14 protein-coding genes are annotated in these 12796 nt (G+C 66.5%); 11 read left to right on the forward strand and 3 right to left on the reverse strand.

What is annotated here, in order from left to right:
- Positions 1-131: 131 nt before the first annotated feature.
- From HV701_RS07945 to ppa, 11 genes are all read left to right on the forward strand, one after another.
- Positions 132-734: a DUF2889 domain-containing protein gene (locus HV701_RS07945; RefSeq protein ID WP_175132526.1), complete on the forward strand. Its 603-nt coding sequence runs from the start codon at positions 132-134 to the stop codon at positions 732-734.
- 10 nt (positions 735-744) lie between these two features.
- A complete protein-coding gene (sucC, locus tag HV701_RS07950; RefSeq protein WP_175132527.1) occupies positions 745-1905 on the forward strand; it encodes an ADP-forming succinate--CoA ligase subunit beta in 1161 nt (386 codons plus the stop codon).
- A 105-nt stretch (positions 1906-2010) separates the two neighbouring features.
- Positions 2011-2892: a succinate--CoA ligase subunit alpha gene (gene sucD, locus HV701_RS07955; protein ID WP_006388410.1), complete on the forward strand. Its 882-nt coding sequence runs from the start codon at positions 2011-2013 to the stop codon at positions 2890-2892.
- 257 nt (positions 2893-3149) lie between these two features.
- A complete protein-coding gene (locus HV701_RS07960; protein WP_175132528.1) occupies positions 3150-3848 on the forward strand; it encodes a TerC family protein in 699 nt (232 codons plus the stop codon).
- 116 nt (positions 3849-3964) lie between these two features.
- A complete protein-coding gene (locus HV701_RS07965) occupies positions 3965-4684 on the forward strand; it encodes a TerC family protein (RefSeq protein WP_175132591.1) in 720 nt (239 codons plus the stop codon).
- On the forward strand, positions 4671-4793 hold the full coding sequence (locus HV701_RS26945) for a hypothetical protein (protein WP_049072475.1): 123 nt from the start codon (positions 4671-4673) through the stop codon (positions 4791-4793). The genes HV701_RS07965 and HV701_RS26945 overlap by 14 nt, the downstream gene beginning before the upstream one ends.
- A 9-nt stretch (positions 4794-4802) precedes the next feature.
- On the forward strand, positions 4803-5747 hold the full coding sequence (hemC, locus tag HV701_RS07970; protein WP_175132529.1) for a hydroxymethylbilane synthase: 945 nt from the start codon (positions 4803-4805) through the stop codon (positions 5745-5747).
- Positions 5747-6544 (forward strand): uroporphyrinogen-III synthase, encoded by a 798-nt coding sequence (locus tag HV701_RS07975; protein WP_175132530.1) that lies wholly within the window; start codon positions 5747-5749, stop codon positions 6542-6544. Before hemC ends, HV701_RS07975 begins: the two co-directional genes overlap by 1 nt.
- 37 nt (positions 6545-6581) lie before the next feature.
- A complete protein-coding gene (locus HV701_RS07980) occupies positions 6582-7775 on the forward strand; it encodes a uroporphyrinogen-III C-methyltransferase (RefSeq protein WP_175132531.1) in 1194 nt (397 codons plus the stop codon).
- Positions 7776-7780: 5 nt separating this feature from the next.
- Positions 7781-9409, forward strand: coding sequence for a heme biosynthesis HemY N-terminal domain-containing protein (locus tag HV701_RS07985; RefSeq protein ID WP_175132532.1), 1629 nt, complete (start codon positions 7781-7783; stop codon positions 9407-9409).
- A gap of 29 nt (positions 9410-9438) precedes the next feature.
- The gene (gene ppa, locus HV701_RS07990) at positions 9439-9969 is read left to right on the forward strand and encodes an inorganic diphosphatase (RefSeq protein WP_054433335.1); all 531 of its coding nucleotides are present in this window, start codon (positions 9439-9441) and stop codon (positions 9967-9969) included.
- On the opposite strand, the gene HV701_RS07995 is transcribed toward ppa, so the two are convergent.
- From HV701_RS07995 to HV701_RS08005, 3 genes are read right to left on the reverse strand one after another with little or no spacing between them, the layout of a single operon-like run.
- A complete protein-coding gene (locus HV701_RS07995) occupies positions 9970-10809 on the reverse strand; it encodes an IclR family transcriptional regulator (protein ID WP_175132533.1) in 840 nt (279 codons plus the stop codon).
- Between the two features lie 14 nt (positions 10810-10823).
- Positions 10824-11588, reverse strand: a complete 765-nt coding sequence (locus HV701_RS08000) for an SDR family NAD(P)-dependent oxidoreductase (protein ID WP_175132534.1) — start codon at positions 11586-11588, stop codon at positions 10824-10826.
- Positions 11585-12796 carry an ABC transporter substrate-binding protein gene (locus tag HV701_RS08005; protein WP_175132535.1) on the reverse strand — a complete coding sequence of 404 codons (1212 nt, stop codon included), beginning with the start codon at positions 12794-12796 and terminating at the stop codon, positions 11585-11587. The genes HV701_RS08000 and HV701_RS08005 overlap by 4 nt, the downstream gene beginning before the upstream one ends.

Consider the following 12796-nt stretch of genomic DNA (forward strand, 5'->3'; position numbering starts at 1 on the left):
TGGCCGATGCCGCCGCGGGAGCGCCCGTGGCGCGCACGTTGACGGTCGGGGCAGGGCGGGCTGCGCTATACTTTGAAGGTTTTGTTGCCGCGCACCATACGCCGGCCGTCTCTGCCCCGCAGGCCCCAAGCATGCCCTTGCCACCGCCGGATTGTCCTCGCCAGCCGCTGCACACGCGTTCCATACGCGTGCAGTCGTATGCGCGCGATGACGGCAACTGGGATCTGGAAGCCGAACTCATCGACGTCAAGGCGTACGATTTTCCCAAGCGCGACGGCGAGATGTTCAAGGCGGGGCAACCCATCCACCATATGCACCTGCGCATCACCATCGATGGCGATTTCACCATCGTGGCGGCGCAGGCCGTCTATGATGCCGCTCCCTATGGCGAGCATTGCATGGCCATCGAATCCGCCTACGCTGGCCTGATCGGCATGAACCTGCTCAAGGGGTTCCGCCGCCAGGTCAAGGAGCGCTTCGGCCATGTCGAGGGCTGTACGCACATGACCGAACTGTCGCAGGTGCTTCCCACCGCGGCGGTGCAGACCATGGCCAACCGCCGGCGGCAGGAAAGCAACCCGAACCGGCGTCCATTCCAACTGGACGGCTGTCATGCGCTGAGCACCGACGGCCCGGTGGTGGCTGAGCACTACCCCAAGTGGTACACCGGGGGCAGCGCTGAGGCATCGGCCGATTCGACCTCCGATTCACCTTCTCTTTCTCATACGTCCTGACAGGTAACACATGAAAATCCACGAGTATCAAGGCAAGGAACTGCTGAAGCAATTTGGCATCCCGGTGCCGCGCGGGATCCCCGCTCTTTCCGTCGACGAGGCCGTGGCTGCCGCTGAAAAGCTGGGTGGACCGGTTTGGGTCGTCAAGGCACAAATTCACGCGGGCGGCCGCGGCAAGGGCGGCGGCGTGAAGCTGGCGCGCTCGCTGGACGACGTGCGCAAGCTCGCCTCGGAAATCCTGGGCATGCAACTGGTCACGCACCAGACCGGCCCGGAAGGCCAGAAGGTCCGCCGCCTGTACATCGAAGACGGCGCCGACATCCAGAAGGAATACTACGTGTCGCTGGTCACCGACCGCGCCACCCAGAAGGTCGCCTTCATCGCCTCCAGCGAAGGCGGCATGGACATCGAGGAAGTGGCCCACGCCACGCCCGAGAAGATCGTCACCGAATACATCGACCCGCTGACCGGCCTGTCGGCCGAACAGGCCACCAAGATCGCCAACGCGATCGGCCTGCCCGCCGACTCGACCGCCCAGGCCGTTGACGTGTTCCAGAAGCTCTACAAGTGCTACATGGACACCGATGCCTCGCTGGTCGAAATCAACCCCCTGAACCGCGACAGCAAGGGCAACATCATCGCCCTGGACGCCAAGTTCAACTTCGACTCCAACGCCCTGTTCCGTCACCCGGAAATCGTCGCCTACCGCGACCTGGACGAAGAAGATCCGGCTGAAATCGAAGCCTCGAAGTTCGACCTGGCCTACATCCAGCTCGACGGCAACATCGGCTGCCTGGTGAACGGCGCCGGCCTGGCCATGGCCACCATGGACACCATCAAGTTGTTCGGCGGCGAGCCGGCCAACTTCCTGGACGTCGGCGGCGGCGCCACGGCCGAGAAGGTCACGGAAGCCTTCAAGATCATGCTCAAGAACAAGAGCGTGAAGGCCATCCTGGTCAACATCTTCGGCGGCATCATGCGCTGCGACGTCATCGCCGAAGGCGTGATCGCCGCGTGCAAGGCCGTCAACCTGAACGTGCCGCTGGTCGTCCGCATGAAGGGCACCAACGAAGAACTCGGCAAGAAGATGCTGGCCGATTCGGGCCTGCCGATCATCAGCGCCGACACGATGGCCGAAGCCGCCACCCGCGTTGTAGCCGCCGTCAAGTAAATATATGCCCCCACGCCGCGCCCCTTCGTGGCTTGCTGCCCCCCGAGGGGGCGCTTTGCACCTTGGGGCGGCCCGGCGGTACAAAGAAAATCCAAGGATTCACAAATGTCGATTCTGATCAACAAGGACACCAAGGTCATCACCCAGGGCATCACGGGTAAGACCGGCCAGTTCCACACTCGCATGTGCCGCGAGTACGCCAATGGCAAAGCCGCCTTCGTGGCCGGCGTGAACCCCAAGAAGGCCGGTGAGGACTTCGAAGGCGTGCCGATCTTCGCGTCGGTCAAGGATGCCAAGGCCGACACCGGCGCCACCGTGTCGGTCATCTACGTGCCGCCCGCCGGCGCCGCCGCCGCCATCTGGGAAGCCGTCGAGGCCGAACTGGATCTGGTGATCTGCATCACCGAAGGCATTCCCGTCCGCGACATGCTGGAAGTCAAGAACCGCATGAAGGCCAAGGGCAGCAAGACGCTGCTGCTGGGCCCGAACTGCCCCGGCCTGATCACCCCGGACGAAATCAAGATCGGCATCATGCCCGGTCACATCCACCGCAAGGGCCGCATCGGCATCGTCAGCCGCTCGGGCACCCTGACGTACGAAGCCGTGGCGCAAGTCACCGAGCTGGGCCTGGGTCAATCCAGCGCCGTCGGTATCGGTGGCGACCCCATCAACGGCCTCAAGCACGTCGACGTCCTGAAGATGTTCAATGACGATCCCGACACCGACGCCGTCATCATGATCGGCGAAATCGGCGGTCCGGACGAAGTCAACGCTGCCCAGTGGGCCAAGGACAACATGAAGAAGCCGGTCGTCGGCTTCATCGCCGGTGTCACCGCCCCTCCCGGAAAGCGCATGGGCCACGCCGGCGCGCTGATCTCCGGCGGCGCCGACACCGCCGACGCCAAGCTGGAAGTGATGGAAGCCTGCGGCATCCGCACCACGCGCAACCCCTCCGAAATGGGCAAGCTGCTCAAGTCGGTGCTGTAAGGTTGTCTGCTTGAAGAAGGCCCGCCTTGGCGGGCCTTTTTTTTGCCCGTTTCCTGCGGCTCCTAGGGAAATCCCGTGTCCATGATGCGGCCGATAAAACATACGGAAAGCTGAACGAAACTATAATGAAAGAAATTCAGCACGTACCCTGCAAGAATGCCGTCGGGCTCGCACCAAGACGGTCAGTACGTCTTTTTGTCTTTTCCACCCATTCATTTGGTTTGTCCTAGGGGGATCACGTCCTAGGAAAGAGAGGTATGGAACTCAGTTCAGCGGCATTCTGGTTAGCGTTGCTCCAGATCATTTGGGTCAACATTCTGCTGTCGGGCGACAACGCCGTGGTCATTGCGCTGGCGGCGCGCTCGCTGCCGCCGGCGCAGCAAAAGAAAGCGATCGTGATCGGCTCGGCCGCCGCGATCATCATGCGTATCGTGCTGACGCTGGTCGCCGCCAAGCTGCTGATGTTGCCGTGGCTCAAGCTCATTGGCGCGCTGCTGCTGGTGTACATCGGCGTGACGCTGCTGTTGCCGGAAGGCGAGGAAGAGGGCGGCGGCAAGAATCATGGCAACTTGCTGACCGCGATCCGCACTATCATGATTGCCGACTTGGTCATGAGCCTGGACAACGTGGTGGCCGTGGCCGCCGCGGCGATGGGCGACACGACCCTGCTGGTGCTGGGCCTGGCGATCAGCATTCCGTTGGTCATTTTCGGCAGCACGCTGCTGCTCAAGGTCATCGAGCGCTTCCCGCTCATCGTCTGGGTGGGCGCGGCGCTGCTGGGCTTCATCGCCGGTGAATTGCTGGTGGGTGATCCGGCCTTGCAGGAACCGGTGGCGCGCATCGACGCGGCGCTGGGCGTGACGCAGCACAGCTTTGCCCTCATGACTGGGGTGCTGGGCGCGGTGTTGGTGCTGGCGATAGGTAAAGTTTTGCTGATGCGCCAGAAAGCTGACTGAAAGCTGAACTACAATAATAAGTGGTTTTGAAGTAGGCCCGCCGCGTGCCTGGCGCGCGGCGGGCTGGCCGGCACGGGGCCGGCTTTTATTTTGATAAATGCCTTCGGGGGTTCAAATTGCTTGAGTTTTTCCAGACGCTGAGTTGGGCAGCGGTATTCCAGATCATCCTCATCGACATTCTGCTCGGCGGCGACAACGCGGTGGTGATTGCGCTCGCATGTCGCAACCTGGAGCCCAAGCAGCGCATGCAGGGCATTCTGTGGGGTACGGCGGGCGCCATCCTGTTGCGCGTGGTCCTGATCGCCTTCGCCCTGACCCTGTTGTCGATCCCGTTCCTGAAGGTGGTGGGCGGCGCGCTGCTGGTGTGGATCGGCGTCAAGCTGCTGATTCCGGAGGATGACGGCCACGGCAACGTCAAGGGCGGCACATCCATCATTGCCGCCATCAAGACCATCATCATCGCCGACTTCGTGATGAGCCTGGACAACGTCATCGCCATCGCCGGCGCGGCCCAGAACGCCCACGCCGACCATCAGATCGGTCTGGTGATCTTCGGCCTGGTCGTGAGCGTGCCCATCATCATCTGGGGCAGCACGCTGGTCCTGAAACTGATCGACCGCTATCCGCTGGTGGTGACTTTTGGCGCGGCGCTGCTGGGCTGGATCGCGGGCGGCATGCTGATCACGGACGTGTTTGTCGAAAGTCAATTCGGCGTTCAGCCCACTGCGGTTAAAATCGGCGTAGAAATTTTCGGCGCCTTGCTCGTTGTTGTCCTTGGACGGTGGCTGGCAAGCCGCAAAACCGCCTCCAAGGAATCCGTACATGAGTCTGCGTAGATCCGCCGATCCCCAGCAAACCGAATCAGGCCTGAGCCTTCTGCAGGGCCTGTTCGTGCTGGCCATCCTCGGGGTCGTGGCGACGGTCATCGTCTCCAACTTCGTTTGATGGCGCGACGTGTCGCTACCGCAACGCCTGGTCATCGCGACCCGCGCCAGCCGGCTTGCCTTGTGGCAAGCCGAGCATGTGCGCGATCGGCTGCGCACGCTGTACCCGGCGTGCGCGGTTGAACTTCTCACCCTGACGACCCGCGGCGACCAGATCCTCGACCGCACCCTGTCCAAGGTCGGTGGCAAGGGGCTCTTCGTCAAGGAACTCGAAAACGCCCTGCTCGATGGCCGTGCCGATCTGGCCGTGCATTGCCTGAAGGACATGCCGGTGGATCTGCAGGCGCCGTTCGAGTTGTGCGCCGTGCTCGATCGCGCCGATCCGCGCGATGCCTTCGTCTCCAATCGTCATGCCACGCTGGCCGACCTGCCGGCCGGCGCCGTCGTGGGCACCTCCAGCCTGCGGCGCGAATCGCAGATCCGCGCGCGTCATCCGCAGTTGGTGGTCAAGCCGCTGCGCGGCAACCTCGACACCCGTCTGGCCAAGCTCGACCGCGGCGAATACGACGCCATCGTGCTGGCGGCCGCCGGTCTGTACCGGCTCGGCCTGGCCGACCGCATCCGTGGCCTGCTCGATCCGGCCGATTGCCTGCCGGCGGCCGGGCAGGGCGCGCTGACCATCGAGATCCGCGATGACCGGGACGATCTGCGCGCCTGGCTGGCGCCGCTGAACGATGCAGGCGCCACGTCGATCGCGCTGGCCGAACGCGCGGTGTCGCGCCGCCTGGGCGGCTCCTGTCAGGTGCCGCTGGCGGCCTACGCCGAAATCGAGGGCGACCGCCTGAACGTGCGCGCGCTGGTGGCCTCGCCCGACGGCACGCGCATGCTGCGCGCTGAGCGTAGCGGTCCGGTGGTCCAGGCGCAGGCGCTGGGCGAAGCGGTGGCCGCCGAGCTGTTCGATGCCGGCGCCCAGGCCATCCTCGACGAACTGTTGCAAGACGCCGCGCCCGAGTGATGGACGGGGCCGTCGCCCAAGCGCCGCGCGTGGCCGTCCTGACCCGGCCCGCCGGTCGCAATGAGGCGCTGGCCCAGCGCCTGCGCGGCGCCGGCTGGACGACCTGCGTCCTGCCGGCCCTCGAAATCCAGCCGTTGCCCGCCGCCGCCGACCTGCCGCGGCCGGCGCACTTCGACCTGGTCATATTCGTCAGCGCCAACGCTGCGCGATGCTATCTCGATCAACTGGCGCAGGCCGGCGGTCCGCAAAGCTGGCCGCCGGCCGTCGTCGCCGCCACCGTCGGCCCGGCCAGCGCCGCGGGGCTGCATGAGTTGCCGGCTTTTGGCGCGAATACAACAGTGCTGCATCCAGGCGACCAGGCCCCCAGCCACGATTCCGAGGCGCTCTGGGACGTGCTTCGCGGCTTGCCGCGTCTGCCAGCCCGCGTCTTGCTGGTGCGCGGTACGCAGGGGCGCGATTGGCTGGGCGACCAGTTGCAGGCGCATGGCGTTGCCGTGACTCGTCATGCGGCCTATGCACGCCGGCCGGCGCCGTGGGACGCGTCCGAGTTCGCGCGCCTGCGGCGGTGGGCCGGGCAGGGGGTCAAGCCCACCTGGCTCATCACCAGTGGCGAGGGCGCCGACGCCGTGCGCAACCACCTGCTGGCGGCCGGGCTGGATGCCTGGTGGGCGGATTGCGGGTTCGTGCTGACGCATCCCTCCCTGGCCGGGCGCGTGCCTGACAGCGGTTCGCAAGCAATGGTAAAAATCTGCTTGCCCAACGACGAGTCGATTTTCCAGGCTTTTGTTGCCGCTTGATTCGTTGCACCGCACGGACACCGAATACAATCGCGTCATGACAGACAAGACTCTCGCTACCGATCCGGCCGTTCAATCGGCCGCCCCGGGCGCCAGCGCCCCCGCATCGGCTCCGGCCGATGCCGTCAAGTCCCGTGCAGCCAAGCGGGGCAGTGGCCCGCTGCTGACCGCCCTCATCATCGTCATCCTGCTGGCCGTGGGCCTGGGCTATGCCCTGTGGCTGCAACGCACCCAGTTCGTGAGCGCCGGCCGTGAGGTCGCGTCGCGCCTGGAGACGCTGACGACCGATGTGGCGCAGGCGCGCAGGGACACCCGCGAGGCCCTGGCCCTGGCGCAGGCCCAGGCCGGCCGCCTGGCCGACCTCGAGCAAAGCGTGCGCGAGACCCAGAGCCAGTACAACGCCTTGCAACAGGCCTGGCAGAACTTCAACGACAGCGCCAGCGACGAGCTGCTGGCCAACGACGTCGAGCGCCTGCTGACCATCGGCAGCCAGCAACTGCGGCTGGCCGGCAACGTCTCCAATGCCATTGTCGCGCTGGAGACGGCGCAATCGCGCCTGGCCCGCGCCGACCGTCCGCGTTTCTCCAGCCTGCAGCAAGCGATCAATGGCGACCTGGACCGCCTGCGCGCCGTGTCGACGGTCGACATCCCCGCCCAATCGGCCCGCATCGAGCGTCTGACCGCGCTGGTCGGCAAGGCGCCGCTGCTGGTGCCGGACGCCGCCGCGCCGGGCATCGCGCCCGCCGGCCAGACCCGTCCGGCCACGCCCGCGCCGGCGGCGGTCGATCCGCAGGCCGCGCTGCCGGCCGATGCGCCCTGGTGGCAACGTTGGCGCGCCGAGGTGGCATCCTGGCCCGGTCGTGCCGGCGCGGCGCTGGCGCATGAGCTGGGGGGCCTGATCACCATCCAGCGCGTCGACGAACCGGCCGCGCTGCTGCTGTCGCCGGAACAGGCCGACCAGGTGCGTGGCACGCTGCGCCAGCGCCTGCTGACCGTGCAACTGGCCATGCTGATGCGCCAGCCCACGGTCTGGAAGAGCGAGCTCGACAACGTCGGCACCACGCTGGCCAAGTACTTCGACACTCGCTCTCCCGATACCGTCGCGGCCCAAAACCTGGCGCGCGAACTGGCGCAAACCGACATCGCCGTGCGCATGCCCGACGTGTCCGACAGCCTGAACGCCGTGGCCGCGCTGCGCGCCGCCGGCTTCAAGACCAGCGAGCAGGACTAAGGCCCATGCGTACCTGGTTCTGGACTCTGCTGCTCGCCGTCATCGCCGTCACCCTGGCGGTGGTGCTGCGTTCCCATTCCGGCAATGTATTGCTGCTGGTCTGGCCATGGCGCATCTCGATGTCGCTGACGTTGGCCGTGCTGCTGATCGTGGCGGCATTCGTGGTGCTGTACGTGGGCCTGCGCCTGCTGGCCTGGCTGCTTGCCATTCCCGATCGTGTGCGCGCCTGGCGCGGCAAGCGGGCCCAGGCGCGCGATCACGAACTGCTCGAACGCGGCTGGATCGGCCTGCTCGAAGGCCGTTACTCGCACGCCGAGAAAGACCTGACGCGCCTGCTGGACCAGACCAAGGTGCAGACTCGCCGCGTGCTGGCCGCCCTGTCGGCCGCCCGCGCGGCGCATGGCCTGGGCGAATTCGATCGCCGTGACCGCCTGCTGGCCACCGCCCAGGAACAGGCGGGCGCCGAGCCCGGACTGGTGGAGGCCACCGCCACGGTCTCGGCCGATATGCTCCTCGACCAGGGCCACGCCGAGCGCGCGCTGGCGGTGCTGGCGCCATTGGCCGACGGCGGCGCGCGCCATCTGCACACCATGCGCTTGCTGCTGCGCGCGCATACCGCCCTGCGCCATGACGAACAGGTCTTCACGTTGGCCCGCGGCCTGTTGCGCCGCAATGCGCTGGCCCGTGGCGAAGGTGACCACCTGATCGACGTGGCGGGCGCGGCGCGGCTGCGCGCGGGCGCCGCCAACGGCGCCTGGCGCGCCGTCTGGAAGGATCTGAGGTCCGAGGAGCGCCTGCTGCCCGAGATCGCGCTGGCGGGCGCCGCCGCGTTCGAGGCGGCGGGCGAGGCCGGCGATGCGGCCAAGGTGCTCGAGGCGGCCATCGCCGTCAAGTTCAATCCCACCCTGGTGGCCGCCTATGCCCGTTGCGATGCCGAGCAGGTTTCGCGCCGTCTGGCCAAGGCCGAGACCTGGCTGCAACAGCGTCCCACCGACCCGGACCTGCTGACTGCGCTGGGCATGCTGTGCCTGAACGGCCAGCTGTGGGGCCAGGCCGAGCGCTATCTGCTGCGCAGCCTGTCGCGTCGCAATGATGCCCAGACCCATGCGCTGCTGGGCAGCCTGTACGATCGCCTCGACCGCCCGGCCGACGCCGTGCGCCATTGGCGCCTGGCAACCGCCGCCAGCATGGCATTGCCGGTGCTGGCCGCCGACGCGGCGCTGCCGGCCGCCGACACGGGTTCTGATCCCTATCGCCTGGATGCCGAAGGCGGCTATGCGGTGGGGCTGTCCGATGGCGATGCCGAGATCGGCGGCGACTATCCCTCCCTGCCACCGGCCGTGGCGGCGTCCGCCTCGGACTACGTGCTGGATCCGGATGCCCGCGTCAGCAAGGAACAGCAGGCGCGCGCGCTGGCGCCCGAAGAAGCCCCGCTGGCCGGAGGCACGTCCGACATCGACGAGTATTTCGACAGCGCGCCGATTCCCGCGGCGGCATTCGACAACCCCGTGCCCACCTATTCAACGGCCAGCAGCCCGGCCGCGCCCAAGCCGTCGGCGCCCGCGCCGGCCACGCCGGCCGCCGTGCCGGTGCCGACCACCAAACCGCCGTTCAAGGACGACGGTTCGCTTTGATCCTCTTTTCAGACTGACAAGGTTCAATCATGAGTTATGACCGCGTGTCCCCCGGCAAGAAGCTGCCGGAAGACTTCAATGTCATCATCGAGATTCCCATGAACGCCGACCCGGTGAAGTATGAGGTCGACAAGGAATCGGGCGCGATCTTCGTCGACCGCTTCATGCTGACGGCCATGCACTATCCGTGCAACTACGGCTACATCCCGCAGACCCTGTCGGAAGACGGCGACCCCGCCGACGTGCTGGTGCTGACCCCGTTCCCGATCCAGATCGGCGCCGTGGTGCGCTGCCGCGCCATCGGCGTGCTGGAAATGGATGACGAGTCGGGTGGCGACGCCAAGCTGCTGGCCGTGCCGATCGAGAAGCTGTATCCCCCGTACCGCAACATCAAGTCCTACGAAGACCTGCCGGCCGAAGACACGGCCCGCATCCAGCACTTCTTCGAACACTACAAGGACCTGGAAAAGGGCAAGTGGGTCAAGGTCAAGGGCTGGAAGGGCGTCGACGCCGCCCACGAGGAAATCGTCAAGAGCGCCGAGCGCTACAACAAGGCCTGATCAGGCCTTGCCGCGCCGCGCCGGTGTCGCACCGGCGGGCGCTTTCTGGCGGCGCGGCCGCGACGGCATGATGCCGATCGCCGCCGCGCCGTTGTCTTGCAGGCCCTGCAGGTTCTGGGTGACCTGCGCCGCCGCGGCCTGGATGCGTTCCCGCAGCAGCGCCAGCCGCGCGGGCGGGGTGCGCGCCTGGGCGGCGATGAACACCAGGCTGCCCACCACCTTCTGGTCCGGCGTGAAGATCGCCGAGCCGATGCCCATCAATCCCGGATCGACCTCGCCGTGCGACACGCACACGCCGGCCGCGCGCAACTGCTTGAGATTGGCGCGAAAGGCATCCCAGTCTTCGCCCAGCCCGGCCTCGCGGATTTCGCTGGCGTGCCACAGCATCAGGTTGCGCAGCTGGTAGGGCGGCAGGTTGGCCAGGATGGGCTTGGCGGTGGCGCCCCGGAACATCGGGAAGGGGCGGCCACGCGCGTAGCTCGACTCGATCGAGTGGTCGGTCCAGTAGCGGTCCACGCACATCACCTTGTCGCCGTAATAGCTGCACAGCATCAAGTTGGCGTTGAGCTCGTCGCCGGTGGCGCGCATCACCTCGCGCGCCGCGCGCATCAGCGGGTCGTGCTGGCGCAGGTGCCGGTCGAGCTCGATGATGCGTGAGCCGAGCACATAGGCGCCGCCCGCGGTGGGCGCCAGCAGGCCGCTCTCGGTCAGCGACTTGAGATAGCGGTAGGCCGTGGCGCGTGAGCAATCCAGATGCGCCATGACGTCCTCCTGGAACGCGGCGGTGGTGTCGTCGCGGAAGAGATCGAGAATGGACAACATGCGATCGGGAGTGCTCATTGCTGCTGACGCGCCTAGTGAATGTGGAAGCCGCCGTTGACGTCGACCACGATGCCGGTTGAGTAGGAGGACAGGTCCGAGGCCAGGAACAGAATGGCCCGCGCCACATCGGCCGGGGTGCCGAAGCGTTGCAGCGGAATGCCCTGTTTGAGTTCTTGCTCCCAATTTTCGCCGAATTTTCCCCGTGTCATGTCGGTCTCGATGATGCCGGGGGCGACGCAGTTGGCGCGCACCCCGCGCGGCCCCAGTTCCCGCGCCAGCGCCTTGGTGAAACTGATCACCCCGCCCTTGGAGGCGGCATAGTGCGAGCCGCCCAGCAGCCCGCCGCCGCGCAGCGCCGCGGTCGAGCCCAGGTTGACGATGGCCGGGCCGCGGTCGCTCTCCAGCAGGCGTGGCAGGGCGGCGCGGGTGACGTTGTAGGTGCCGGTCAGGTTGACGTCGATCATGCGGCGGAACTCATCCTCGGGCAGTTCCCAGATGCGGGTGGCGGCGACGATGCCGGCGTTGTTCACCAGCACGTCAATGCCGCCAAGCGCCTGCGCCGCCAGGCCGACGGCCTGTTCGCAGGAGGCGGCGCTGGCGATATCGCAATACAGGTTGACGCGGCCATGGGCAAGGGTGGCGTCGCCGGTTTCGGCATAGTCGCGGTCCAGCACGGCAACGCTGGCGCCTTGCGCCAGGCATTGCGCCACGACGGCCGCGCCGATGCCACGGGGGTTGGCGCCCCCTGTGACGACGGCCCGCTTGCCGGCCAGTAGTCCGAGCGGGCCGCCGCTCATCGTTTCACCAGCGCGCAGCCGCCCTGGTCCAGCGGGCGGAATGCCTGTTCGGCGGGGATCTTGCGCACCAGCTTGTAATAGTCCCAGTCGCGCTTGGATTCCGACGGCTTCTTCACCTGGAACAGGTACAGGTCGCGCATCACGCGGCCATCCTCTCGGATGCGGCCGTTCTCGGTCATGAAGTCGTTGATGGGCGTGTCGTGCATCTTTTTGAGCACCGCCTCGGAACCATCGGTGCCGGCGGCCTTGACCGCGTTCAGGTAGTGCATGGTGGCGCTGTAGTTGCTGGCCTGCACCATCGAAGGCATGCGGCCGGTGCGTTTGAAGAAGCGTTCGGACCATTGCCGCGCCTTGTCGTCCTGGTCCCAGTAGAACGGCTCCACCAGGTTCAGCCCCTGGGCGTATTCCAGCCCGACGCTGCGCACGTCGACGATGCTCATGAACAGGGCGGCGACGCGCTGCTTGCTGCCCATGATGCCAAACTCGAAGGCCTGCTTGATGCTGTTGATGGTGTCGCCGCTGCCATTGGCCAGGCCGATCACCTGGGCCTTGGAGGCCTGCGCCTGCAGCAGGAAGGACGAGAAATCGGCGCTGGCGATGGGATGGCGCACACTGCCCACCACCTGGCCGCCGTGGGCCTTGACCACCGCCATGGCATCGCGTTCGAGCGAATGGCCGAAGGCGTAATCGGAGGTGATGAAGTACCAGCTCTTGCCGCCATCTTCCATCACGCCGTTGGCCACGCCGGTGGCGTAGGCGTAGGTGTCGTAGGTCCAGTGCATGCCGTTGGGCGAGCAGGCCTTGCCGGTCAGGTCGGCCGAGCCGGCGCTGGTGAAGATCACCACGCGCTTCATCTGCCGGGTCAGGTCCTGCACGGCCAGGGCGATGGCCGAGTTGGGTACGTCCAGGATCAGGTCGACCTGGTCATTCTCGTACCAACGTCGGGCAATGGACACGCCGATGTCGACCTTGTTCTGGTGGTCGGCGGACACCACCTCGATCGGCTTGCCCAGCACCGTGCCGCCGAAATCCTCGACGGCCATTTTCACGGCCTCGACGCCGAACTTGCCGGACAAGTCGGCCATCATGCCGGACTGGTCGCCCAGCACGCCGATCTTGACGACGTCGTCCGATACCTGGGCCTGGGCCGACAGGGCTACCGCGCCCAGCGCGCAGGCGGCCAGGCAATGCTTGAAACGGATCTTCAT

Origin of the sequence: Achromobacter pulmonis, assembly GCF_902859765.1 — a bacterium.
GTDB lineage: Bacteria > Pseudomonadota > Gammaproteobacteria > Burkholderiales > Burkholderiaceae_B > Achromobacter > Achromobacter pulmonis.

Excerpts from the sequence above, each read along its gene's own strand:
- HV701_RS07960 (WP_175132528.1), top strand. The coding sequence starts at position 3,150 with ATGGAACTCAGTTCAGCGGCATTCTGGTTAGCGTTGCTCCAGATCATT.
- HV701_RS07995 (WP_175132533.1), bottom strand. The coding sequence starts at position 10,809 with ATGAGCACTCCCGATCGCATGTTGTCCATTCTCGATCTCTTCCGCGAC.
- sucD (WP_006388410.1), top strand. The coding sequence starts at position 2,011 with ATGTCGATTCTGATCAACAAGGACACCAAGGTCATCACCCAGGGCATC.
- HV701_RS07980 (WP_175132531.1), top strand. The coding sequence starts at position 6,582 with ATGACAGACAAGACTCTCGCTACCGATCCGGCCGTTCAATCGGCCGCC.
- HV701_RS08005 (WP_175132535.1), bottom strand. The coding sequence starts at position 12,796 with ATGAAGATCCGTTTCAAGCATTGCCTGGCCGCCTGCGCGCTGGGCGCG.
- HV701_RS07945 (WP_175132526.1), top strand. The coding sequence starts at position 132 with ATGCCCTTGCCACCGCCGGATTGTCCTCGCCAGCCGCTGCACACGCGT.
- HV701_RS08000 (WP_175132534.1), bottom strand. The coding sequence starts at position 11,588 with ATGAGCGGCGGCCCGCTCGGACTACTGGCCGGCAAGCGGGCCGTCGTC.
- HV701_RS26945 (WP_049072475.1), top strand. The coding sequence starts at position 4,671 with ATGAGTCTGCGTAGATCCGCCGATCCCCAGCAAACCGAATCAGGCCTG.
- sucC (WP_175132527.1), top strand. The coding sequence starts at position 745 with ATGAAAATCCACGAGTATCAAGGCAAGGAACTGCTGAAGCAATTTGGC.
- HV701_RS07975 (WP_175132530.1), top strand. The coding sequence starts at position 5,747 with ATGGACGGGGCCGTCGCCCAAGCGCCGCGCGTGGCCGTCCTGACCCGG.
- HV701_RS07985 (WP_175132532.1), top strand. The coding sequence starts at position 7,781 with ATGCGTACCTGGTTCTGGACTCTGCTGCTCGCCGTCATCGCCGTCACC.
- ppa (WP_054433335.1), top strand. The coding sequence starts at position 9,439 with ATGAGTTATGACCGCGTGTCCCCCGGCAAGAAGCTGCCGGAAGACTTC.